We start from the raw sequence: 23,139 nt of genomic DNA on the forward strand, positions 1-23,139 counted from the left end.
GGCCGGTCAGCGCGCTGCCGGCCGCTTTTCGATGCGGCCCTGCTTGACCACGACCTGCACGTTCTTGAGCACCGTGATTTCCTTGAGCGGATCGCCGTCGACCGCGATCAGGTCGGCCCGCTTGCCGACTTCGAGCGTGCCGGTATCGGCGCCGACACCGAGCAGGTCGGCCGCGTTGACGGTCGCCGCGGCGATCGCCTGCGCGTTCGTCATGCCGTACGCCACCATCAGCTCGAACTCGTCGGCGTTGCGGCCGTGCAGGCTCACGCCGGCGTCGGTGCCGAACGCGATCTTCACGCCGGCCTTCACGGCTTTCTCGAGCGCCTTGCCGGTGATGCCGATGCGCCATTCGATCTTTTCGCGCACGGCGCCGACGTAGGCTTCGGGGTTCTTCGCGAGCCGTTCCTTGTAGCCGTTGACCGTCGACAGCGTCGGCACGTAGTACGCGCCGGTCTTCTTGAACAGCGCGATCGATTCGTCGTCGATCAGCGTGCCGTGTTCGATCGAATCGGCGCCGGCGCGCAGCGCGACGGCGATGCCGTCGGCGCCGTGCGCGTGTACGGCCACTTTCTTCTTGTAAAGGTGCGCCGTTTCCACAATGGCGCGCGCCTCGTCGTCGAACATCTGCTGGCCGAGGCCGGCCGCGATGATGCTGTTGACGCCCGCGGTCGTCGCGATCTTGATCACGTCGACGCCGCGCGCGACCTGCGTGCGCACCGCCTTGCGGCACGCGTCGGCGCCGTCGCAGACGTTGTCGTGCGTGTCGAGCGCCTCGTGCAGGTCGTCGCGGAAACCGAGGGTCGGGTCCATGTGCCCGGCCGTCGTCGAGATCGCGTTGCCGGCATCGACGATGCGCGGCCCGGGCACCTTGCCGTCGGCGATGGCGTCGCGCAGCGCGAGCGTCACGCCGTCGGCGTCGCCGAGGTTGCGCACGGTGGTGAAGCCGGCGGCGAGCGTCTTGCGCGCGTTCACGGCCGCCTCGTACGCGAAGAACGGCGGATTCCTGGCCACGCGCTGCAGCTGGCCTTCGACGCCGGCCTTGTCGCTCGTCAGGTGCACGTGGCTGTCGATGAGGCCCGGCAGCACGAAGCGCGTCGACAGATCGAGCACCGCGGCGTCGGCCGGCGCGCCGTCGAACGCGCTCGCGCCGACGATGCCGTCCTTCACCGCGACGATCGCGCCGTCGCGCACGAGCAGCGTCGTCTTGCCGCGCGGCTTTTCGCCGGGCCGGTCGAGCAGCGTGCCGGCCTGCACGACGAGCCACTCCGGCGGCGGCGCCGCGTGCGCGGCGGGCGCGACGAGAGCGGCGAGGGCACACGGCAGCGCGGCGAACTTGGGCATGGCGAGGGTCCGGTCGATACGAAAACCCGATCATAGCGAACGCGTCGGCGCCGCCCCCTGCCGATAGGCACGGTTCATCAACGCGGCGCGCACGCCGGTACACTCGGTCTTCATGGACACGCCGAGTACGGACGGCTACACGTTCGGCATCGAGGAAGAATATTTCCTCACCGACCTCGCCACGCGGCAGCCGCCGCCGCGCGTGCGCCGCGGCCTCGTCGACGACTGCCGCGTCCGCCTCGGCGACGCGGTGACGTACGAGCTCAAGCAGGCGCAGATCGAAGTGGCCACGCCCGTGCTCGACGACGCGTTCGCCGCTCAGGACGTGCTGCGGCATCTGCGCCGGGGCATCGCCGACGTGGCTCGCGGCAGCGGCCTCGGCATCGTCGCGGCCGGTTCGCACCCGATGGGGTCGTGGCGCGACGTGCGTCCGACGCGCAAGGCGCGCTATCGGCGCATCATCGAGACGTACCAGATCATCGGCCGCCGCGACCTCTTGTGCGGCCTGCACGTGCACGTCGCGCCGCCGCCGGGCGTCGACCGCGTCGAACTGATGAACCGGCTGATGCCGCAGCTGCCGCTGTTTCTCGCGCTGTCGACGTCGTCGCCGTTCTGGAGCCGGCGGCACACGGGCCTCCTGAGCTATCGGCAGGCCGCGTACGACGAATTTCCGCGCAGCGGCACGCCCGACTTCTTCGACGACGAGCGCGACTACGACGCGTTCGTCGAACGCCTGGTCAGGGCCGACGCGCTCAGGGACGGCTCCGAGCTGTGGTGGAACATCCGGCCGTCGCGGCGCTACCCGACGCTCGAGCTGCGCATCGCCGACGCGTGCACGCACCTGGAGGACACCGTCGCGCTGGCGTCGCTGTTCCGCTGTCTCGTGCGCGCGCACGTGCGCCTGCCGGAACTCGGCCGCGAACGCGGCAACGGCACGCGCCGGCTGATCGACGAAAATCGCTGGCGCGCGCAGCGCTACGGCATCGACGCGCAATTCATCGACGAGGCGGGCGGACAGACGCCGGTGCGCGAACGCGTCGGCGAACTGCGCGCGCTCGTCGAGCCCGACGCCCAGGCGCTCGGCTGCGTCGCCGCGCTCGCGGGCCTCGACGGCATCCTCGCGCGCGGCACCAGCGCACAGGCGCAGCTCGACCGGTACGAGGCGGAAGTCGGCGCCGGCGCGCACCATCTCGACGCGCTGCGCGCGACGGTCGACTGGCTGCTCGAAACGACGCAGCCCGGGCAGGGCTGAGCTTGGTTAGACTTGTCGAGTCGGGTTTGAAACAGCAGAAGGATCTTGCTTCCCACATGGCATCGAACGACAACCGCAAGCTCATGATCGGCCTGTCGCCGCGCCTGTTGCGCCAGGTGCCGAGCGAACTGGGTTTTCGCGGCAAGACGCTGCAATACCTCGAGCAGTCCGTCGCGCACTGGGTGATGGCGCTCGGCGCGCTCGTCGTCATGGTGCCGACGGTCGAGCGCGAATCGCTGATCCGCCGCGCGTACATCGACATCGCCGACTACGTGGCCGCGCTCGACGGGCTGATCCTGCAGGGCGGCGCCGACATCGACCCGCGCGCCTACGGCGAGGTGCCGTCGAACACGATCGGGCCGGTCGACGTGATGCGCGACCGCTTCGAACTCGACCTCCTGCGTGCGTTCATGGCGGCCGGCAAGCCGGTGTTCGGCATCTGCCGCGGCATGCAGCTGATCAACGTCGCCTGCGGCGGCAATCTGCACCAGGATCTGCGCGCCGACGGCGCGACCGAATACGACCACGTCGACGGCGACAGCTACGATCAGTTCGTGCACCCGCTCGCGCTCGAACCCGACTCGTGGCTCTCGCAGCGCTACGGCGGCGCGACGGCGGGCGTCGTCAATTCGATTCACCACCAGGGCGTGGAACGGCTCGGCGACGGGCTCGTCGTCGAGGCGCGCGCGCACGACGGCGTGATCGAAGCGATACGCGGCGCCGGCGAAACGTTCGTGCTCGGCGTGCAGTGGCATCCGGAATTCCACGACGGCTCGGACGAACGTCTGCTGCCGGCCGATCCGCTGATGCAGGCGTTTCTCGATGCGGCGCAGGTGCGGCGCGAACGCTAGCGGAAACGACGCCGCGCCGGAGAGTCGCTTCCGGCGCGGCGGATTCGCGCGATGCGAGTGTTCGCGTCGCGCGTTGAAAACGCGGCGGGGCCGCGCCTCGGTCAGTCCGGCAGCTCGATGCCGCGATCGTCGTGCTGGCCGACGACGCCGCTTTGCACGAAGCCCTCTTTCTGCGCCCAGGTGATGTACAGGTACTTGCGATTGCCGGGCGACGGATCGCCGTAGTCGATGTCCTTCGCGAAGAAGGTGCGCTGGCCGCCGGCGTACTGCTCCTGCACCTTGCTGGTGACGTCGTTGGTGCTGTTCCACACGCCGTAGCCGGCGTAGCCGATTGAGAGTGCCATGATCGTTTCCTCGTCGGTGGGCGACGCGCGCCGCGGATCCGGCGCGCGATCCGCGCTCGTTCTCGCGGATCGTTCGCCGGTGTCGCGATACCGGCGGCGTGCGGATGATTTCCGTACGCGCATCGTTCGACCTTCCGGAAACCTTACGATTCGACCGCGAGCGCGGATCGTGCGTCGCGGCCTCCAATTATTCAATAAAGTTGAAAATGTGAAAATTGACAAACATGTAGAGGGTGTGAATAAAGAAGTCTTCTTCCGGCGTCGGAGCGCGGATGCGCGTTGTCGGATTGACATCGTTTTCACAGACGCGTGAAGGCGGGGTCATCGTTGGCGGCTGCGGCAACGGCCGCCGCGCGATTTCGCGCCGTCATCGCCGCCGCGCCGGTTCTCGCAGCTCGACGATCAGCTGCGCGAACTCGCGCGCGGCGGGCGTGTCGGCGTCGGCGCCGCGAATCAGCGTGAAATCGACCGGCGCGAGCGCGGGCAGGCCGTAGCGCCCGTCGACGATCGTCATGCCGGGCTCGACGTCGTCGCGCGTCAGCACGGTGACCGCCAGCCCCGCGAGCACGGCCGCGCGTATGCCCTGCATGCTCGGCGACGTGAAGACGACGTGCCATGCGACGCCGGTGCCGTCGAGCGCGGCGACGCCGAGGTTGCGGTAGATGCACGGCGACGGAAAGAACGCGAGCGGCAGCGGTCCGCCGGACGGCGCTTCGAACGTGTCGGCGGCGACCCAGGCGAGTTGCGCGCGTTTGAGCACGGTGCCGCGTACCGCTTTCGGCGGCGAGAGCACGACCGCGAGGTCGAGTTCGCGCGCGGCGACGAGCGCGCGCAGGTCCAGATGCATGCCGACGCCCACTTCCAGTCGCACCGACGGGTACGCGCGCGCGAAGCGGCACAGGAGCTGCGGCAGGCGCTCGCCGAGAAAATTCTCCGGCACGCCGAAACGCACGATGCCGGAGACGGGCGACGGCGCGAAACGCCGCGCGAGCGTGTCGAGCGAGGCGAGCACCTGTTCGGCATGGCGCAGGAATTCGGCGCCGTCGTCGGTGAGCGTCAGCGAACGCGTCGTGCGATGCAGGAGCGGCCGGCCGACCTGCTCCTCGAGCCGGCGCATCTGGTGGCTGATCGCCGACTGCGTCAGATGCAGGCGCTGCGCGGCGCGCGTGAAGCCGCCGGTCCGTGCGATCGCGACGAAGGCGCGCAGCAGGGTGGGGTCGAGATCCATGGCGGTTCGCAATGATGACGGTCGATCATGGATTCTACGAAATCAATTCATTTCTATCATGGACTGCGCCGGCCCAGAATCGCCGCCCGTTCGACGAGGAAGTGTCGCGATGTCCCCAGCCTTCACCCGTGCCGACGCGTTCGCGCTCGCCGCCGTCTGTCTTGCCGCGCTGATGTTCGGTCTGGAAATCTCCAGCGTGCCGGTGATCCTGCCGACGCTCGAACGCGTGCTGCACGCGGATCTGGCCGACCTGCAGTGGATCATGAACGCGTACACGATCGCCTGTACCACGGTGCTGATGGCGACCGGCACGCTCGCCGACCGCTACGGCCGGCGCCGCCTGTTCGTCGGCAGTCTCGTGCTGTTCGGCGTCACCTCGCTCGTCTGCGGACTCGCCGCGAGCGTGCCGGTGCTGATTGCCGCGCGGTTCGCGCAGGGCGTCGGCGGCGGCGCGATGCTGATCTGCCTGATCGCGATCCTGTCGCACCGGTTTCCGGCCGGCGCGGCGCGCGGTCGCGCGTTCGCCGTGTTCGGCGTCGTATTCGGCGCGGGCCTCGGTTTCGGGCCGATCGTCGGCGGCGCGATCGTCGCGGCGTCGAGCTGGCAGTGGGTATTTCTCGTGCACGCGCCGCTCGCGGCGCTCGCATTGCTGCTCGTCGCCGGCGGTGTCGCCGAATCGCGCGACCCGCGCGCGTGCGCGCTCGACATCGCCGGCATCGTCACGCTGACGCTGTCGGTGCTGTGCCTCGCGGCGTTCATCACGCAGGGGCCGTCGCTCGGTTTTTCGAGCGTCCCGTCGCTCGCGCTGGCGCTCGTCGCGATCGTTTCGATGGGGCTTTTTATCGTCGTGGAAAAAAGCGCGCGTGCGCCGATGTTCGATTTCTCGGTGTTTCGCGTGCGGGCGTTTTCCGGCGCGATCCTCGGGGCGATCGGCATGAACGTCAGCTTCTGGCCGTTCATGATCTATCTGCCGATCTATTTCCACGGCGTGCTCGGCTACGGCGCCGTGACCGCCGGCCTGTCGCTGCTCGCGTACACGCTGCCGACGCTCGTGCTGCCGCCGTTCGCCGAACGCCTGTCGGTGCGCTACGGGGTGCGCGTCGTGATACCGGCAGGACTGTTCGCGATCGGCCTCGGCTTCGCGGTGATGCACGTCGGCAGCGGCGGCGCGGCCTGGATATTGCTCGCCGGCGCCGTGCTGGCCGGCGCGGGCATCGGCATCGCGAACACGCCGGTCACGAACACGGCGACCGGCGCGATCGGCGCCGATCGCGCCGGCATGGCGTCGGGCATCGACATGAGCGCGCGCCTGATCACGCTCGCGCTGAACATCGCGCTGATGGGGACCGTGCTCGCGGCCGGCGTGCACGCGGCGTTGCCGGTCGATATCGACGCGGCGCAGCGGCATGCGCTTGCTGCCCGGATCGCCGCCGGCGACCTCGCGGCGCTCGCCGCCGCGATGCCGGCGGCCGACGCGCAAGCCGCCGCGCATGCGGCGCTCGCGCGAGGTTTCGGCGCGGTCATGCTGTACGGTGCGTTCGGCGCGTGGGTGCTGTCGGCGCTCTGCGCGATGACGTTCGGTGCGCGGCGCCGCGCGCCGTTCGCCGCCTGCGAGCGCTAGCGGCGACCGGCCGACGGCGCGCCGCCGGCCGGCGGCGCCGACAGCAGCGCCGCCAGATCCCTGCGCGCCTTCGCGCCGGCCGCGAACTGCGCGCGTATCGGCGCATCGATCTCGCGTGCGAGCGCCTGGGCCTCGTCGCCGCGGCCGGCCGCGGCGAGCGTCAGCGCGAGATCGAGCTTCGCCAGCAGCGGCGGATTCGCGTTCGCGCCGTAGTAGCGGTCGAACGCGGCGATCGCCTCGCGCAGCCGCCGTTCCGCCTGCGGGTAGTCGCCGTGCTCGCGCAGCGCCGCGCCTTCGACGCGCGCGAGCAGCGGAAAGTTGATGTGATTCGGCGGCAGCAGCGTGCGGAACGCCGCCTGCGCGGCGCGTACGTCGTCGAGCGCCTGCGCCGTGTCGCCGCGCGACCGCGCGATTTCGGCGCGGCACATCAGACGGCTCGCGTGCGTCACCCCTTGCGTATCGCCAAGCGCCGCGTCGACCGCGCTCGCGTCGTCGGCGCGCCCGTCGCGCGCGAGCAGGCACGCGAGCGCCACGCGGCAGTTCGCGCCCGACGATTCGTCCGCGTCGTGGCTCGCGGCCGACGCGACGCCTTCGCGCAGCAGCGCCTCGGCTGCGGCATTGTCGCCGTACGTCGCGTGCAGGCCCCCCATGAAGCACAGCGTGCGCGCCGTCAGCGGCGACGGTTTTGCGCGATCGGCCTCGACGCTCGGCGCGAACTGCGCGATCGCGTCGGCGAGCCGGCCCTGGCGTTCGAGCGCGCGCGCAATGCCGGCGCGCGCCGAGCGCTGCTGCTGGCTGTCGGGCTCGGTCACCTGCACGTACTGCGCCTGCGCCTCGCGGAACTGCCGCTCGGCTTCGGCCGGCTTGCCGTCTTCCTGCAGCGCCTGTGCGAGATAGGCGTGCGCGTGGCCGATCAGCGTCGGCCGCCAGACGCTCCGGTCGGCCAGCACGTTCGCGAGGCTGCGTTCGGCGGCGATGCGCGCGTCGTCGACGCGGCCCAGGCCCGCGTACGCTTCGGCGAGCGCGTTGTACGCCTCGCTCGTGCGGCGCACGCGCTCGTCGCCGCGTTCGACGTAGACGAGCGCTTCCTGCGCCGTCGCCAGCGCGAGCGCCGGCCGGTTCAGGCGGCTTTGTATGTGCGACAGGTCGGTCAGCGCCTTGGCGATGCCGCCTTCCGGCGCGTCGGGCTCGGCCTTTTGTACCGCGACCGATTCCTTCAACGCGAGCTCGGCTTCGGCGTAGCGGCCGAGATTGCCGTGCGCGACGCCGAGGATGTACAGCGCATGCGACAGGCGCAGCGTCGGCGCGCGCCGGCGCTCGATCGCGACGGCCTCGGTCGCGGCTTCGACCGTGCGTTCGAACGCGCCGTAGTCGGTGTAGATGCGCCCGAGCGTCGTCAACAGGCGCGCGCGCTGGAACGGCTCGTCTTCGAGGTGGCCCTGCAGTTGCTCCCAGGCCGTGTCGATCATCTGGATCGGCGGTATCGGCCGGCGGCCGGCGTCGTCCGGCGTCGCGTTCTCGAAAATCGACACGAGATAGTCGGCGACGCGATTGCTGCTCGCCGCTTCGATGCGCGCCTGCGCTTCGGCCGCGCGCGCGCGGTCGCGTTCGAGCGCGAGCTGGCGCACGAACACGAGCGACAGCACGACGACGCCGAGCGTCGCCGCGACGCCGTAGCGATGCCGCCGCGCGAACTTGCCGACGCGATAGCGCACGCTGTCGGACGCGGCGAGCACGGGATGCCCGGACAGGAAACGTTCGATGTCCTCGGCGAGCGCTTCGGCCGACGCGTAGCGCCGCGCGCTTTCCGCATGCGTCGCCTTCGCCACGATCCTGTCGACGTCGCCGCGCAGGCGCGCGGTGCGCTCGCCGCTCGTATCGTCGCTCACGCGCGAGAGCTTTCCGTCCGGCGTCGGCGCGCGGTCGGTCAGAAGTTCGTACAGGATCACGCCGAGGCCGTACACGTCGGTCGCCGTGCTGAGCGCTTCGCCGCGTTTCTGCTCGGGGCTCGCGTAGGCCGGCGTCATCCAGGCGCCGGCGGTCTGCGTCGCGTCGCCGGTGTCGTCGAGCAGTTTGGCGATGCCGAAGTCGAGCAGCACCGGTTCGCCGTCGGCGTTGACGAGCACGTTGCCGGGTTTGAGGTCGCGATGGATCACGAGGCGCTGGTGCGCGTAGTGCACGGCGCGGCACAGCTGCTGCACGAGGCGCAGGCGCGCGTCGACCGGCAGCGCGCGCGAGCGGCAGTAGTCGCCGATGGTGCGGCCGTCGACGTATTCGAGCACGAGATACGGCTGGCCGCCGGTCGTCGTGCCGCCGTCGAGCAGGCGCGCGATGTTCGGATGGCGCAGGTCGGCCAGGATCTGGCGCTCGCGCCGCAGCCGCTCGCTCGCCGACTGCGTGGGAATGCCGCGCAGCAGTTTCACCGCGACGCGCAGGTCGTATTCGGCGTCGGTGCGTTCGGCGAGAAACACCGATCCCATGCCGCCGGCGCCGATTTCGCGCACGAGGCGGTACGCGCCGACGCGCATGCCGGCGCCCAGTTCGGGCTGCAGCGTCAGCGCGGCCGCGCGGCCGAGCTGGTGCACGATGTCGCCCGCCGCGTCGCGGTCGGCCGTCGCGAGCGCGAGCGCCTCGCGGCGCAGGTCGGCGTCGGGTTCGGTCGACGCGAGCCAGGCGTCCCACGATTCGCGCGGCAGCGCGACGAGCGCGTCGAACAGTTCCTGCAGGCGTTTCCAGCGGGAGTCGGTCATCGGTCCATGCATGCGCAATCCGACGCGCAGGCTAGCGCGCCGGTTGCGGGTTTGCATAAGCCGTTCGTTACGGTGGCGAGCGATCGGGCGCTATCGTTTAAGCGTCGGCGAGTCGAGGATCGATGCCTGTTCGGTGAACGACTCGAGCGGCAGGATCGTCCGTTCGATGTCGATCAGCGGCCCGAGCTCGTACACGTTGCGGTAGCCGTAGGTGTACAACGCGATAAATGTCGACAAATTCAGCGACGCGCGCGCCATTTTCGACGGGAACGGATCGGGCGCCCGGGAAAAGTTGTTGTTGCAATAGATGAGAATTCGCGTCTCGCGATCGGGCAGGCGTGCCGCGAGCGAGTCGATCGCGATGTCCGTGAACGGCAGGTTCACGGCACCGGCGACGTGCAGCAGGTTGTAGCGGTCCTGGCTGCGCGCATCGAGCACGACCGTGCCGGGCTCCTGCGCCATCGTCAGAAATTCGGCTTCGGTCACGCGGCGTTCGCTGCGGTGCTGCGCGGCTTCGCGGGCGATCTCGAGATAGCCGGGCATGTCGATCGCGGGATTCGCGAGCGCGTAGCGGCGGTCGTCGGTCGGCGGCGGCGACACGTCGGACGCCGCGAACGCGGGCGCGGCGAGCGACAGGAGCAGGGCGGAAACCCGTCGAAGATTGCGCATGGCGATGTTCCGGCAAGCGGCGATGCCGCGGTGACGTCACGCTATGCCGCCGCCGTCGCGCGGGGCAGGCCGCATCGCGTAACGTTTTGCGGTGCGAAGTTACGCAACCGTTACATGCGCGACGCGGCGGCGGTTGCTAACCTCGGCGCATGCAGCGCAAGTCACGCATCCTGATCGTCGAAGACGAACGCGCGATCCGCACCGGGCTCGTCGACGTCTTCGTCTACCACGGCTATGCCGTCGAAGCGGTCGACGACGGCGAGCGCGGCCTCGCGCTGGCGCTCGCCGGCGGCTTCGATCTCGTGCTGCTCGACGTGATGCTGCCGGGCCGCAGCGGCTTCGAGATCTGCGAGGCGATCCGGGCGCGCGACCGCGAACAGGCGATCATCCTGCTCACCGCGAGAGCCGCCGACGACGACGCGATCCGCGGCCTCGCGCTCGGCGCCGACGACTACGTGACCAAGCCGTTCTCCGTCGCGCAGCTCGTGCTGCGCGTGCAGGCGGTGCTGCGCCGCAGCGGCGCGTTCGCGCGGCTCGACGACGCGATCCGCCTCGACGGCGGCGCGGTGATCGACACGCGCAACCTCAGCCTGCGTGACGGCGACGCCGAAGTGCGCTTCACGCGGCGGGAGGTCGACGTGCTGCAATACCTCGCCGGTCACGGCGAACGGCCGGTGTCGCGCGAGGAACTATTGCACAAGGTGTGGGGCTACGCGCGCGACAGCGGCATCGAAACCCGCACGGTCGACATCCACATCGCGCGGCTGCGCCGCAAGATCGAGGCCGATCCGAAACAGCCGCGGCGCCTCGTCACCGTGCGCGGCGGCGGCTATCGGCTCGTGACCGAATCTTCATGACCGGTCGCGCGGCGGACACGGGCTTCACGCGGACGCGCCTGCGCGCCGTCGTCGCCGCGTTGTTCTTCGCGCTCGCCGTGCCGGTCGTCGTGCTCGTGGCGCAGGCGCAGCGGCAGATGCGCTTCGAGGCGTTCGACACGTACCGCCGCATGGCCGACGAACTCGCGCGGCGCATCGACGCGTCGCTCGCCCGCGCGATCGACGAAGAGCAGTCGCGCGGCTACGACGACTACGGCTACGCGCTCGGCGGCTTGACGTCGAACGCGACGCGCCTGTCGCCGCTCGCGCGTTTTCCGGCCGCGTCGGCGCTGCCGGGCGTCGCGGGCTACTACCAGATCGACGCGGACGGCCGGTTCTCGACGCCGTGGCTGCCGGCCGGCGACGCGGCGGCGTGGGGGCTCGCGGCCGACGACGTGCGCGACCGCGTCGCCGCGCGCGACGGGCTCGTCGACGTGCTCGCCCGTCACGGCCTCGTCGACGTCGCGCGCACGCCGCTCGCGCAGGCCGCGTTCGACCAGCTCAACACGCCGGCGCAGCAGCAGGCGCTGTCGAACAAGCTCGGTCGCGTCGACGAGCTGCCGCTCGCGCAGAACTTCCCCGCGCCGGCGACGCCGCAGGCCGCGGTCAAACGCGCCGCGCGTCCGGCGTCGACGACCGGCGGCCTGTTCGACAGCGAAGTCGATCCGTTCGAGTTCGCGCTGCTCGACGACGACTACGGCGTGCTGTACCGCAAGGCGTGGCGCGACGGCCGCCGCACGATCCAGGGCGCGCTCGTGCGCCGCGCCGCGTTCGTCGACGCGGCGTTCGCGGCGCCGTTTCTCGACACGGCGCTGGCGCAGGCCGGCGACATGGCGGTCGCGTGGCACGGCGACGTCATCCGCGTCGTCGGCGCGAGCGGCGCGTCCGACGCCGCCACGCTCACCGGCGAGCTGCTGCTGCAGACGCGATTGTCCGCGCCGTTCGACGGATTTGGGCTCGTGTGGAACGTGCGCGAACTGCCGGCCGGGCCCGGCGCGCGCGTCGTCGCCGTCGCGAGCGCATCGACGCTCGCGGTGCTCGTCGTCGCGTGCCTGCTCTTGTATCGCGCGGGCCTGCGCCAGATCGCGCTGGTGCGGCAGCAGCGCGATTTCGTCGCGGCCGTCAGCCACGAGTTGAAGACGCCGCTGACGTCGGTGCGCATGTACGCCGAAATCCTGCGCGAAGGCTGGGCGAGCGACGAGAAGAAGCGCGAGTACTACGACTTCATCTGCGACGAAAGCGAACGCCTGTCGCGCCTCGTCGCGAACGTGCTGGCGCTCGCGCGGCTCGAACGCAGCGAGTTCGCGCTCGAACGCAAGCCGCATCGCGCCGAAACGCTGATCGACCTCGTACGCTCCAAGGTGCAGCGGCAGATCGACGAGGCCGGTTTCGCGGTGCGCTACGACGTCGATCCGGCGTGCGCCGCGCGCACGGTGAACGTCGACGCCGACGCGTTCGTGCAGATGTCGATCAACCTCGTCGACAACGCGCTGAAGTTCGCGCGGCACGCGGCGCGGCGCGAGATCGCGATCGGCGTCGCGCCGCACGGCGCCGCTTCGCTGCGGTTCTTCGTGCGCGACTACGGTCCCGGCGTGGCGCCGTCGCAGCGTCGGCGGATTTTCGAGCTGTTCGCGCGCGGCGACGACGCGCAGGCGCTGCCGGGCACCGGCATCGGCCTGGCGCTCGTGCAGCGTCTCGCGCGGGCGATGGACGGCGAGGTGGATGTGATCGCACGCGAACCCGGCGCGGAGTTCGGCGTCACGTTGCCGGCGGCCGACGTCTCATCGGGTGCGTGAGAGGTCGCGTAACGTCGCGACACTGACAATCGTCTGCCTCGCCGAACCGGAACTCGTCCACCCACGGGAGAACGCGCCATGCCGCTGCAGCCGCATCTCGAACGTTGCAGAAAATACCTCGACCGCTGTCGCTTTCATCCGGAGGAAAAACGCATCCTCGCGATCGGCGACTCGTGGCTGTCGCTGCCGGGCAACCTGTGGCCCGGCAAGAACGTCGTGGAGCTCCTCAAGGACCGCGAGTGGACCGCCTCGCACGGCGCGCGGCCGATGAACGTGCTGAGCTTTGCGCATCCCGGCAAGGAGCTCAAGCACATGGCGCGCGACATCGACCTGCACCAGGGCCTGGCGTTCCTGCAGGATCTCGGCGACCGCCGCCGCATCGAGTATCGCTTCGAGGCCGTCATCGTCACCGGCGGCGGCAACGACATCCTGCCGTTTCCCGATCGCTACATCGGCGGGCCTCACGGCACCGGGGCGATCCTCGAAGGTCCGCTGTCCGCGGCGATGGACGACATCACCGCGTCGTGGCGCGACCTGCTCAAGCTCGTCGCGCCGTGGGAATGTCCGGTCATCGCGCACGGCTACGGCCCGGTGACGCCGACGCGCAAGAGCGGCGACATCATCATTCCGTTCCTGGGCATCGGGCCGTGGGTCGGCAAGTACCTGCTCGACGAACTAGGGCTGACCGTCGCGCGCGGCAAGGAACTGATCGGCGCCGTGATCGATCGCCTGAACGCGACGATGGACGCGATCGACGGGCTGACGTGGTTCGACGCGCGCGCCGTCGTCGACGCGATCGCGCCGGCCGACTGGCACGACGAAATCCACTTTTTCGAGCCGGGCTGGAAAAAGCTGACCGAGCGCTGGCTCGAAGCGATCGACGCGGCGATCGGCCGTGCGCCGGTCTCGGCCGTCGCGACCGCGCGCCGCGCGGGACGCCGCAAGGCGGTCGACCTGACGCCGCAGTTCAAGGCGCTGAGGCCGTTCACGCGCGACGCGGTGAACGAGGCGCTCGCGCGCGACGAAGCCGCGCCGAAACGCGCGGGGAAGCGCGCCGTCGCGAAGAAGGCCGTCGCGAAGAAAGCCGCCGCGAAGAAGCCTGTCGCGAAGAAGGCCGCGACGAAGAAGGCGAAGCCGCGGCGCTAGCGGTTCCCGGCATCGACCGCGTCGCGTATTCTCGTCCGGGCGCCGCCCGGCGCGGATACGCAATGTGGAATAGGGAACAACGATGCCGCGCCAGTACAACGCAGGGGGAAGGGCGACGCCCGGCGGCGGTCCAGGCGAACGGCAGCCGCCCGGGCGTCAGAGCCTGCGCCAGCGCTTCGGCGCGCTGCGCAATCTGCCGCCGTTCCTGAAGCTCGTCTGGGCGACGAGCCCGACGCTCGCGTTCGCCACGTGCGCGCTGCGGCTCGTGCGCGCGCTGCTGCCGGTCGCGACGCTGTTCGTCGGCAAGCTGATCGTCGACGAGGTCGTGGCGCTCGCGCAGGCGCATCACGCCTACGCGGACGCGCGCGCGTGGCTCGCCAGCGGCGTGCTGACGAAGCTGTGGTGGCTGCTCGGCGCCGAACTCGGCCTCGCCGTGCTCGCCGACGTGCTCGGCCGTGTCGTGTCGCTGATCGATTCGCTGTTGTCCGAGCGCTACACGAACGCGATCAGCGTGCGCCTGATGCAGCACGCGGCGACGCTCGATCTGGAAGACTTCGAGGACAGCGAACTGCAGGACCGCCTCGAACGCGCGCGGCGCCAGACGATGGGCCGCACGACATTGCTGTCGCAGGTACTCGGGCAGGCGCAGGACGTCGTCACGGTCGCGAGCTTCGCGATCGGACTCGTCGCCTACGCGCCGTGGCTGATCGCGCTGCTCGTCGTCGCGCTCGTGCCCGCGTTCGTCGGCGAGGCGCATTTCAATGCGCAGAGCTACACGCTGAACTACACGTGGACGCCCGAGCGGCGCGAACTCGACTACGTACGCCAGACCGGCGCGAGCGTCGAGACCGCGAAAGAGGTCAAGATCTTCGGCCTCAACGATTTCTTGATCCGTCGCTACCGCGAACTCGCCGATGCGTTCTACCGCGCGAACCGGCGTCTTGCGATCAGGCGCGCGGGCTGGGGCGGCCTGCTCACGGCGATCGGTACGGTCGGCTACTACGTCGCGTACGCGTTTCTCGCGTGGCGCACCGTGCGCGGCGATTTCAGCATCGGCGACCTGACGTTTCTCGCCGGTTCGTTCCGCCGGCTGCGCAACCTGCTCGAGGCGCTGCTCGGCAGCTTCTCGCAGGTGGCGGGACAGGCGCTGTACCTCGACGATCTGTTTTCGTTCTTCCGGATCGAGCCGGAGATCCGCTCGCCGGCGAATCCGCGGCCGTTCCCGCAGCCGATCGTTGCCGGCCTCGTCTTCGAGAACGTCGGTTTTCGCTACGAGGGCGCCGAGCGCTGGGCCGTGCGGCATCTGGATCTTGCGCTCGCCGCCGGCGAGGTGATCGCGCTCGTCGGCGAGAACGGCGCCGGCAAGACGACGCTGGTGAAACTGCTCGCGCGATTGTACGACCCCGACGAAGGCCGCATCCTGCTCGACGGCCACGACCTGCGCGAATACGACCTCGCCGAACTGCGCGCGAACATCGGCGTGATCTTCCAGGACTTCGTGCGCTATCACCTGTCGGCGGCCGAGAACATCGCCGTCGGCCGCATCGACGCGCGCGACGATCGCGCCCGCATCGAAGCCGCCGCGCGGCGCAGCCTCGCCGACGAAGTGATCGGCCGCCTGCCGAAAGGCTACGACCAGCAGCTCGGCAAGCGTTTTCGCAGCGGCGTCGATCTTTCCGGCGGCGAATGGCAGAAGGTCGCGATCGCGCGCGCGTACATGCGCGACGCCCAGCTCCTGATCCTCGACGAACCCACCGCGGCGCTCGATGCGCGTTCCGAATACGACGTGTTCCAGCGCTTCAAGGAACTGTCGGAAGGCAAGACCGCCGTGCTGATCTCGCACCGCTTCTCGACCGTGCGCATGGCCGATCGCATCCTCGTGCTCGACGCGGGGCGCATCGTCGAATCCGGCACGCACGCGCAACTCGTCGCGGCCGGCGGCACCTACGCGGAGCTGTTCGAACTGCAGGCGGCGGGCTATCGCTGACGCGCCCGGTCGGGCGCGTCAGCGACGGTGGTCAGAACGTCACGCTCCAGCTGTCGATTTTGCCGACGTCCTGGTTCGCGTTGTCGTTCACGCGCAGTTTCCACGTGCCGTTGAGCGCCTCGCTCGAGAGGTTCAGCGTCACCGTCTTGTTGATGTTGTCGGTGCCGCCGCCGGTGCGGTTGTGGAGGTTGTACAGCGAGCCGTCGGGCGCGACGAGGTCGACTTTCAGGTCGCCGATATACGTGTGCACGATCGCGATCGACACCTGAGCGTTCGTCGGCGCGTTGCCGGTGCGGCCCGACACCGCGATCGGACTTTCGACCGTCGCGTTGTCGTTGATCGCGTAGTCGGCGGTATTCGTATACGTCTGTACGCCGCTCGCCGTCACGGTGACGCTGCGGCTCGTCGCGTTCGTCGCGCCGTCGTCGTCGGTGACGGTGAGCCCGACCGTGTACGTGCCGGCCGCGGCGTAGGTCTTCGCGGGATTCGTCGCGGTCGACGTCGTGCCGTCGCCGAACGTCCATGCGCGCGAAGCGATCGTGCCGTCGCTGTCGGTCGACGTGTCGGTGAACGTGGCCGTGAGCGCGTTCGTCGCGACCGAGAAGTTCGCGGTCGGCGGCAGGTTCGCCGGCGGCGTGCCCTTGTTGCAGGTGCCGCTGAACGTGTCGGTGAACGTGCCGCCGGCGCGCGGCACGAAGTCGCCGGTGTAGCCGGTCGCGGTCAGCGTGAGCTTGAGCACGCCCCAGGTATTGGCGTTGCTCTTTTCGAGCAGCGGATGCGTGCCGGAGAGGCCGTAGAACGCGCGACCGCCGGTGCCGACGAGCACCTGCCGGATGCCGTCGCTCGCGGCGGCCTGGCTCGGATTCATCTTGCCGTAGCGCTGGTAGTTGTGGTCGTGGCCGACGAGCACGAGATCGGCCTTCGCGGCGTACAGCGCATCCCAGAACGGCTTGACCTGGCTGTAGCCGGAGTAGTTGCCGCGGCTGACGAGCGGGTGGTGGAAATAGGCCGCCGTGCACGGCTTCGTGTTCGCCGCGAGATCGGCCTTGAGCCAGTTCACCTGCGTCGTGGCGACGGTGCCGCCGGACATCGTATTGAGCGCGATGAAATGCCAGTCGCCGACGTCCCAGCTGTAGTAGCCCTTGCTGCGGTCGCCGGCCGGGCCGGTCTGCACGCCCACGCCGTTGAAGTAGTCGAAGTAGCCGCTCGCGTTCGTCGTGTTGTAGTCGTGATTGCCGGGGCTCGGGCTCGTCAGCGCCTTGAACCGGCCCCACGTCGGCGCGTAGCGGTTGTTGTACTCGGCCAGCGTGCCGTTCGAGTATGCGTTGTCGCCGGCCGTGAACACGGCGGTAGGGTTGATGTTGACGATGAGATCCGACGTGCCCGCGCACGCGTTGCCGCTCGAATCGCAGATGTCGCCGGCGCCGGCGACGACGACCGTCGACTCGGCCAGCGGCAGCGTCCCCGCTTCGTAGCCGTCGATCGCATAGCGGCTGTCGCGGTCGCCGAAATACGGATAGATGTCGACGCAGTCGCCGCGCAGCGCGCGCATGTGGAACGCGCGGTCGTTCCATTGCCGGCCTTCGAACGTGTAGCTGTCGCCTTGCGAACTCGTGACGACGAGCGAATCGTAGCCGTCGAGCACGAGTTCCTTGAACCCGAGGCGTATCCACTGCGCGCCGGGTTCGCACACGCGCGTCGGCGGCGCGGCGCGCAGCGGCATGGCGGGCTCCTCGACGCGTTTGCGCACGGCGGTGTCTTCGGCGAGCTGCACCACGCGTTCCTTCGCCGCCGCGGCTCCGGCCGCGAGCGTCAGCACTGCAACTGCGATCGCGCGACGCACGCGCGAACCTTCCGAACGGACCGTCATCGTCATCTCCCTGGCTAGCGGTGGCTTGCGAAAGAAACTGCAGAACTGCAACGGGCTGCCGTACGCTCCCTCCCCGGAGCGAGTCGCTTGACGATCCGTCGGCAGCGGCGCGTATCATCGGGATGCCGCGCCGGACGAACCGTGGCCGCTGTCACAAGCCGGCGGTCCGCGTGCGGGCAAAGCGCGATTCTGTACTTCGATATATTGCCGTTTTTAGACAACGGCGCGCGCTCGGGGCGTGCGCCAATCGAAAGGATCGATCCAAACGATGATCAATCGTCAACGCCGTCGGGTACTCGCCGGCATGGCGACGGCTGCCGCTGCGCTGGCCGCCGCCATGGCGTGGCGCCGCCGCGCGCCCGCGGCGCCGGGCGCGGTCGACGCGTCGCCGGTGCCGCCGCCGCCCGAGCGTTTCGCGCGCGCGCTGCGCGTGCCCGGCCGCGACGGGCTCATGGCCGAGCTGGCGTTGAACGCACCGCTGACGGTGCATGCGCGCGACGCCGCGTTCGCGATGTTCGACGGCGCGCCGACGCGCGTGTGGCATTACGCCGCGTCGATCGGCGATCGCGCGCCGGCCAATCCGCTGCTGCGCGCGCGCCGCGGCGACACGCTCGACGTGCGCCTCGTCAACGACCTCGCCGAAGCGACGACGATCCATTGGCACGGTCTCGCCGTCGACGAGGCGAACGACGGCAGCGGCCTGCACCCGGTCGCACCGGGCGGCGAGGCGCGGTATCGCTACACGATCGACAATCGCGCGGCGCTGTACTGGTATCACGCGCATCCGCACGGCCGCACCGGCCGGCAGCTGCAGTTCGGCCTCGCCGGACCGCTGCTCGTCGAGGACGACGAGGAACGCGCGCTGCGTGATCGTCTGGGCCTCGCCTGGGGCGAGCGCGACCTGCCGCTGTTCATCGCCGACAAGCAGGTCGGCGACGACAACGCGATCGTCTACAAGGACGGCGCCGACGACTGGATCGGCAACCGCGTGCTGGTGAACTTCACGCCCGAGCCGCATCTGGACGTCGTACCCGGGCTGTACCGCCTGCGCATCGCGAACGCGTCGAACGCGCGCATGCTGCGCCTCGCGTTCGCGGCCGGGGACGGTCTGCTGCCGTTTCGTCTGATCGGCACCGACGGCGGCCTGCTCGCGCAGCCGTGGCTCGTCGACGACGTCTTCGTCGCGCCGGCGCAGCGCGTCGACGTGCTCGTCGACTTCGGCACGCGCGCCGCGGCGTCGGGCGCGGGCGAGCGCGTGCTGCTGCGCAGCCTCGCGTACGTTGCGATGGAGAACGAGGACGAATCCGGCGCGTTCGCGCGCGATCCGATGGGCGATCATCCGGGCGCCGCCGCGATGGGCGAGGCGATCGACCTGATGGAATTTCGTATCGGCGGCGCGCGTCCGCCGCGCGTCGACGTGCCCGCGCGGCTGTGCGCGTTGCCGCCGCCCCCGGCCGTCGACGGCTGGCCGGTGCGCGCGTTCCGTCTGCGCATGGACGCCGAAGGCCGCTGGTTCATCAACGACTGGAACTTCCACGACACCGGGCACGAGCCGGTGTTCGCGGTGAGGCGCGGCACGCGCGAGGTGTGGGAGATCCGCAACAGCATGACGAGCATGCCGCATCCGATCCATCTGCACGGTTTCGCGTTCCGCGTCGTGTCGCGCAGCATCAGCCCGCCGGACGTGCGCGCGCGCAGCGTCGATGCGAACGGGCTCGGGCCGCAGGATCTCGGCGTCGGCGACACCGTGGCGGTCTGGCCCGGCGAAATCGTGCGCATCGCGCTCGACTTCTCGCAGCCGTTCGCCGGCACGCAGCGCTACATGTTGCATTGTCACAATCTGGAGCACGAGGACATGGGAATGATGCTGACGTTCGCGGTGGTCGACGCATGAGTGCGCGCGGCCTGGTCGTCGCCGTCGCGGCGCTGCTCGCGGCGGGATGCGGTTCGCGGGACGGCAAGGCCGTGCCGGGCGCGCCGATCGCGCTCGACACCGATCGCGCGAAAGAGAGCTACGTGGTTGGGCTCGACATCGGCCGGTCGCTCGGCTCGGTCGGCGACGACGTCGACATCGAGGTGGTGATCGCGGCGGTGCGCACGGTGCACGCGCGCGGCAAGCCGCTGCTCGACGACGCGCAGGCCGACGCCGTGCGCACGGCGCTGACGCGCCGCCTGCGCGATCGGCGCGCGGCGGCGCAGACCGCGCTCGCGGCGAAGAACCGCGGCGAGAGCCAGGCGTTCTTCGCGCGCAACGCGAACGCGCCGGGCGTCGTCGCGACGGCGTCGGGCCTGCAGTACCAGGTGCTGCGGCAAGGGCAGGGCGCGTCGCCGAACGGCGACGACACGGTGCGCGTGAATTACGTCGGCGCGCGGCTCGACGGCGCCGAATTCGAAAGCACGTATGCGACGGATCATCCGGCCGAGTTCGCGCTCGGCAAGGTGATGCCGGGGCTGCGCGAAGCGCTGTCGCACATGGCGGTCGGCGGCAGGCACCGCGTCTGGATACCCGCGGCGCTCGCCTACGGCGACCGCGGCGTGCCGGGTCAGATCGAGCCGGACGCGGCGCTCGTGTACGACATCGAGCTGCTGGAGATCGCGCAGCCCTGAGTCGGCAGTCGCAGTGCACGCTCGGACTCGCGGCGGGGTGTCGTCCACGTGCGCGATATCGTGTGTATCTCGCATGAACGAGCGTTTGAAAACGCGGTGACCGATTGGCGCCGAAGGACTAGCATTCCGTTCAAGGGGGAGTCATGGACCGAAGGAGTGTTCCCCCGTGCCAAGCAACAAAGTAAAAACGTATCGTAGTATCGCCGCACGTACGCTCGCCGCCGCCGTCGTCGCCGCGCTTGCCGCCACGTCGCACGATGCCGCCGCGAGCGCGTTTCAGCTCAAGGAAAACAGCGTCAAGGGACTCGGTCGCGCGTTCGCCGGTTCCGGTGCCGCGCCCGACGACGCCGCCGTCGTCGTCAACAATCCCGCCGCGATGAGCGAAGTCGACCGCGCGCTGTTCCAGGCCGACGTCACCGCGATCCAGTTCAGCACCGAGTTCAGCGGCGGCGGCACCGACGCGGCCGGCCGCCCGCTCACCGGCGGCGACGGCGGCAACGGCGGCGTGACCAAGCCCGTGCCGGCGCTGTACTACATCACGCCGGTGGCCGACCGCTGGCGCCTCGGCCTCGCGATCACCGCGCCGTTCGGCTTCGAGACCGAATACGACGCGGGCTGGGTCGGCCGCTACAGCGCGTACAAGTCGATGTTCCAGACCGTCGACCTGACGCTGTCGGCCTCGTTCGCCGCGACCGACTCGCTGTCGATCGGCGCGAGCGTCGTCGCGCAGCATACGAAGGCCGAACTGACGCAGGCGATCGACTTCGGCGCGATTCTCGCGGGCGCCGGCGCGCCCGTGCTGCCGCAGTCGCTCGACGGCCGCGGTCGCGTCGAAGGCGACGACTGGGGCTACGGCTGGGGCGTCGGCATCCTGTGGAAGCCGACCGACGCCGACCGCTTCGGCCTCAACTTCCATTCGCAGGTGGTGCACAAGCTCTCCGGCACCGGTTCGTTCCAGGTGCCGGCCGCGGTCAGCGCGATCAATCCGGCGCTCGGCAGCACGGTGTTTTCGACGACGCCGGGCGTCGCGGGCTTCACCACGCCGGCGAACGCGACGGCGAGCTGGTGGCATACGCTCAACGATCGCGTGAGTTTCGGCGCCGACGTGGGCTATACGCGCTGGTCGACGTTCAAGAACCTCGTCGTCGACTACGCCAATCCGGCGCAGCCCAACACGGTCGAACATTTCGACTGGGAAGACACGTGGTTCGGTTCGATCGGCATGGAATACCGCCTCGACACCGCGTGGACGTTGCGCGGCGGCCTCGCGGTCGACGGTTCGCCGACGCAGCTCGAAACGCGCTCGCCGCGCGTGCCGGACGGCACGCGGCGCTGGGTGTCGGTCGGCGTCGGCTACACCGCGAGCGAAAACACGGCGATCGACTTCGGCTATGCGCACCTGTTCGTCAACGACGCGAACGTCGCGACGGCGACGGCGACCGGCAATCGCCTGGCCGGCACGTTCGACAACAGCGGCAACTTGCTCGGCGTGTCGGCGCAGTTCAAGTTCTGACGATGCTTGAAAACCCTCTCCCCCGACCGTGTCGGGGGAGAGGGTAGGGTGAGGGGGCGACGCCGGACTCTGCGTCGCGCTCGACGAAGTGCGACGCGTTTCCCCTCACCCCGGCCCTCCCCCCAAGCGAGCTAGGGGGAGAGGGAGTGCGGCGTCGCACGAACGGTTACTTTTCAACGCCCGACCTCACACAGGCATGCAACTCTCGCGCACCACAAGCTCGACCGCCGCGATCGTACGCTGCGGTTCCGGCGCCGTGCCCTCGACGCGCGCGAGCACGAGTTGCGCGGCCTGCCGGCCGCGTGCGCGCGGATCGGCTGCGATCGTCGTCAGCGGCGGCGCGGCGAGTATCGCCTCGGGAATGTCGTCGAAGCCGGTGACCGCGAAGTCGCGACCGGGATGCCGGCCGCGCCGCACGAGGCCGAGCATGAGGCCGAGCGCGACCGCGTCGTTGTAGCAGACCGCCGCGGTGGGCGCGGGTTCGCGCGCGAACAACAGGCCGGTGCGCGCGGCGGCGTCCATGCGTGTCGGCGCCGATTCGATCAGCCAGTCGTCGTCGACGGCGATGCCGACGTTGCGCAGCGCGTCGGCGTAGCCGGCGCGGCGTTCGCGGCACGAGCTCGAGTCGGCATGGCCGCCGAAGAACGCGATGCGCCGATGGCCGAGCGCGAGCAGGTGCTCGGTCGCCAGGTGCGCGCCGCGGCGATTGTCGAGGCCGAGAAAATCCCAGGGCGAGCCGGCGAGTTCGCGGTTGAACACGAGCACCGGCGTGCGCGGTCCGACGGCGCGCGCGAGCGCCGCGGCGTCGCTGCCTTCGGCCGGCGACAGGATGATCGCGGCCGGATCGTGCTCGATCAGCGAGCCGACCACCGCGAGCTGGCGCTCGGGCGATTCGCCCGTGCTGCCGAGCAGCGTCACGTAGCCGGCCGCGGCGAGCGCCTCGTCGACGCCGGCGGCGAACTCGGCGAAGAACGGGTTCGACAGGTCGTTGACGACGAGCGCGACGCTCGACGACACGCGCCGGCGCAGGTTCGCCGCCGCGCGGTTGTAGACGTAGCCGAGCCGCGCCATCTCCGCTTCGACGCGCGCGCGCGTGTCGACGTGCACGAGCGGACTGCCGCGCAGCACGAGCGAAACGGTCGCGCGCGAGACGCCGGCGGCGCGCGCGACGTCGTTGAGCGTCAGGCGGCCGGTGGAATTCTTGCGTAAGTTCAAAAGTAAAGTCCCGATGGCTGCGCGCCGCGCCCGATCGCGGCGGCGCACGATGTTAGCGCAATGCGAAGGAAAAC

17 protein-coding genes are annotated in these 23,139 nt (G+C 70.1%); 10 read left to right on the forward strand and 7 right to left on the reverse strand.

Annotated features, from left to right (window positions below):
- Positions 1-6: 6 nt before the first annotated feature.
- Entirely contained in the window at positions 7-1,341 is a 1,335-nt protein-coding gene (locus OD750_RS18405) for a metal-dependent hydrolase family protein (RefSeq protein ID WP_263542262.1), read from the reverse strand.
- A gap of 112 nt (positions 1,342-1,453) precedes the next feature.
- On the opposite strand from OD750_RS18405, the gene OD750_RS18410 reads away from it, so the two are divergent.
- Together OD750_RS18410 and OD750_RS18415 are read left to right on the forward strand one after the other, a co-directional pair.
- Positions 1,454-2,593, forward strand: coding sequence for a carboxylate-amine ligase (locus OD750_RS18410; RefSeq protein ID WP_263542261.1), 1,140 nt, complete (start codon positions 1,454-1,456; stop codon positions 2,591-2,593).
- A gap of 56 nt (positions 2,594-2,649) precedes the next feature.
- Positions 2,650-3,444: a gamma-glutamyl-gamma-aminobutyrate hydrolase family protein gene (locus OD750_RS18415; RefSeq protein ID WP_263542260.1), complete on the forward strand. Its 795-nt coding sequence runs from the start codon at positions 2,650-2,652 to the stop codon at positions 3,442-3,444.
- Positions 3,445-3,545: 101 nt separating this feature from the next.
- Here the strand turns inward: OD750_RS18415 and OD750_RS18420 are convergent, their stop codons facing one another.
- Both OD750_RS18420 and OD750_RS18425 read right to left on the reverse strand, forming a co-directional pair.
- Positions 3,546-3,788, reverse strand: a complete 243-nt coding sequence (locus OD750_RS18420; protein WP_263542259.1) for a hypothetical protein — start codon at positions 3,786-3,788, stop codon at positions 3,546-3,548.
- A 367-nt stretch (positions 3,789-4,155) separates the two neighbouring features.
- Positions 4,156-5,016, reverse strand: a complete 861-nt coding sequence (locus OD750_RS18425; protein ID WP_263542258.1) for a LysR family transcriptional regulator — start codon at positions 5,014-5,016, stop codon at positions 4,156-4,158.
- Positions 5,017-5,125: 109 nt separating this feature from the next.
- Between OD750_RS18425 and OD750_RS18430 the strand changes: the two genes are divergently transcribed.
- Positions 5,126-6,637, forward strand: coding sequence for an MFS transporter (locus OD750_RS18430; RefSeq protein ID WP_263542257.1), 1,512 nt, complete (start codon positions 5,126-5,128; stop codon positions 6,635-6,637).
- Here the strand turns inward: OD750_RS18430 and OD750_RS18435 are convergent.
- Together OD750_RS18435 and OD750_RS18440 are read right to left on the reverse strand one after the other, a co-directional pair.
- Positions 6,634-9,387 carry a serine/threonine-protein kinase gene (locus OD750_RS18435; protein ID WP_263542256.1) on the reverse strand — a complete coding sequence of 918 codons (2,754 nt, stop codon included), beginning with the start codon at positions 9,385-9,387 and terminating at the stop codon, positions 6,634-6,636. The two genes, OD750_RS18430 and OD750_RS18435, sit on opposite strands and share 4 nt — an antisense overlap.
- 90 nt (positions 9,388-9,477) lie before the next feature.
- Entirely contained in the window at positions 9,478-10,056 is a 579-nt protein-coding gene (locus tag OD750_RS18440; RefSeq protein WP_263542255.1) for a rhodanese-like domain-containing protein, read from the reverse strand.
- Positions 10,057-10,205: 149 nt separating this feature from the next.
- On the opposite strand from OD750_RS18440, the gene OD750_RS18445 reads away from it, so the two are divergent.
- The 4 genes from OD750_RS18445 to OD750_RS18460 all read left to right on the forward strand — a co-directional run bounded on the left by OD750_RS18445 (position 10,206) and on the right by OD750_RS18460 (position 15,860).
- Positions 10,206-10,913, forward strand: a complete 708-nt coding sequence (locus OD750_RS18445) for a response regulator transcription factor (protein WP_263542254.1) — start codon at positions 10,206-10,208, stop codon at positions 10,911-10,913.
- Positions 10,910-12,727, forward strand: a complete 1,818-nt coding sequence (locus tag OD750_RS18450; protein ID WP_263542253.1) for a sensor histidine kinase — start codon at positions 10,910-10,912, stop codon at positions 12,725-12,727. The genes OD750_RS18445 and OD750_RS18450 overlap by 4 nt, the downstream gene beginning before the upstream one ends.
- A 78-nt stretch (positions 12,728-12,805) precedes the next feature.
- A complete protein-coding gene (locus tag OD750_RS18455; RefSeq protein WP_263542252.1) occupies positions 12,806-13,873 on the forward strand; it encodes a hypothetical protein in 1,068 nt (355 codons plus the stop codon).
- 82 nt (positions 13,874-13,955) lie between these two features.
- The gene (locus OD750_RS18460; RefSeq protein WP_263542251.1) at positions 13,956-15,860 is read left to right on the forward strand and encodes an ABC transporter ATP-binding protein; all 1,905 of its coding nucleotides are present in this window, start codon (positions 13,956-13,958) and stop codon (positions 15,858-15,860) included.
- 31 nt (positions 15,861-15,891) lie between these two features.
- On the opposite strand, the gene OD750_RS18465 is transcribed toward OD750_RS18460, so the two are convergent.
- The gene (locus tag OD750_RS18465; RefSeq protein ID WP_263542250.1) at positions 15,892-17,730 is read right to left on the reverse strand and encodes a proprotein convertase P-domain-containing protein; all 1,839 of its coding nucleotides are present in this window, start codon (positions 17,728-17,730) and stop codon (positions 15,892-15,894) included.
- Positions 17,731-17,998: 268 nt separating this feature from the next.
- On the opposite strand from OD750_RS18465, the gene OD750_RS18470 reads away from it, so the two are divergent.
- The 3 genes from OD750_RS18470 (at position 17,999) to OD750_RS18480 (ending at position 21,850) form a co-directional block, all read left to right on the forward strand.
- Positions 17,999-19,624, forward strand: a complete 1,626-nt coding sequence (locus tag OD750_RS18470) for a multicopper oxidase family protein (RefSeq protein ID WP_263542249.1) — start codon at positions 17,999-18,001, stop codon at positions 19,622-19,624.
- Positions 19,621-20,337, forward strand: a complete 717-nt coding sequence (locus OD750_RS18475; RefSeq protein WP_263542248.1) for an FKBP-type peptidyl-prolyl cis-trans isomerase — start codon at positions 19,621-19,623, stop codon at positions 20,335-20,337. The genes OD750_RS18470 and OD750_RS18475 overlap by 4 nt, the downstream gene beginning before the upstream one ends.
- A gap of 166 nt (positions 20,338-20,503) precedes the next feature.
- Positions 20,504-21,850 (forward strand): OmpP1/FadL family transporter, encoded by a 1,347-nt coding sequence (locus OD750_RS18480; protein WP_263542247.1) that lies wholly within the window; start codon positions 20,504-20,506, stop codon positions 21,848-21,850.
- 186 nt (positions 21,851-22,036) lie between these two features.
- On the opposite strand, the gene OD750_RS18485 is transcribed toward OD750_RS18480, so the two are convergent.
- Positions 22,037-23,065 carry a LacI family DNA-binding transcriptional regulator gene (locus tag OD750_RS18485; protein ID WP_263542246.1) on the reverse strand — a complete coding sequence of 343 codons (1,029 nt, stop codon included), beginning with the start codon at positions 23,063-23,065 and terminating at the stop codon, positions 22,037-22,039.
- Positions 23,066-23,139: the final 74 nt, after the last annotated feature.

The sequence above is a fragment of the Tahibacter soli genome, assembly GCF_025717065.2.
Lineage (GTDB): Bacteria > Pseudomonadota > Gammaproteobacteria > Xanthomonadales > Rhodanobacteraceae > Tahibacter > Tahibacter soli.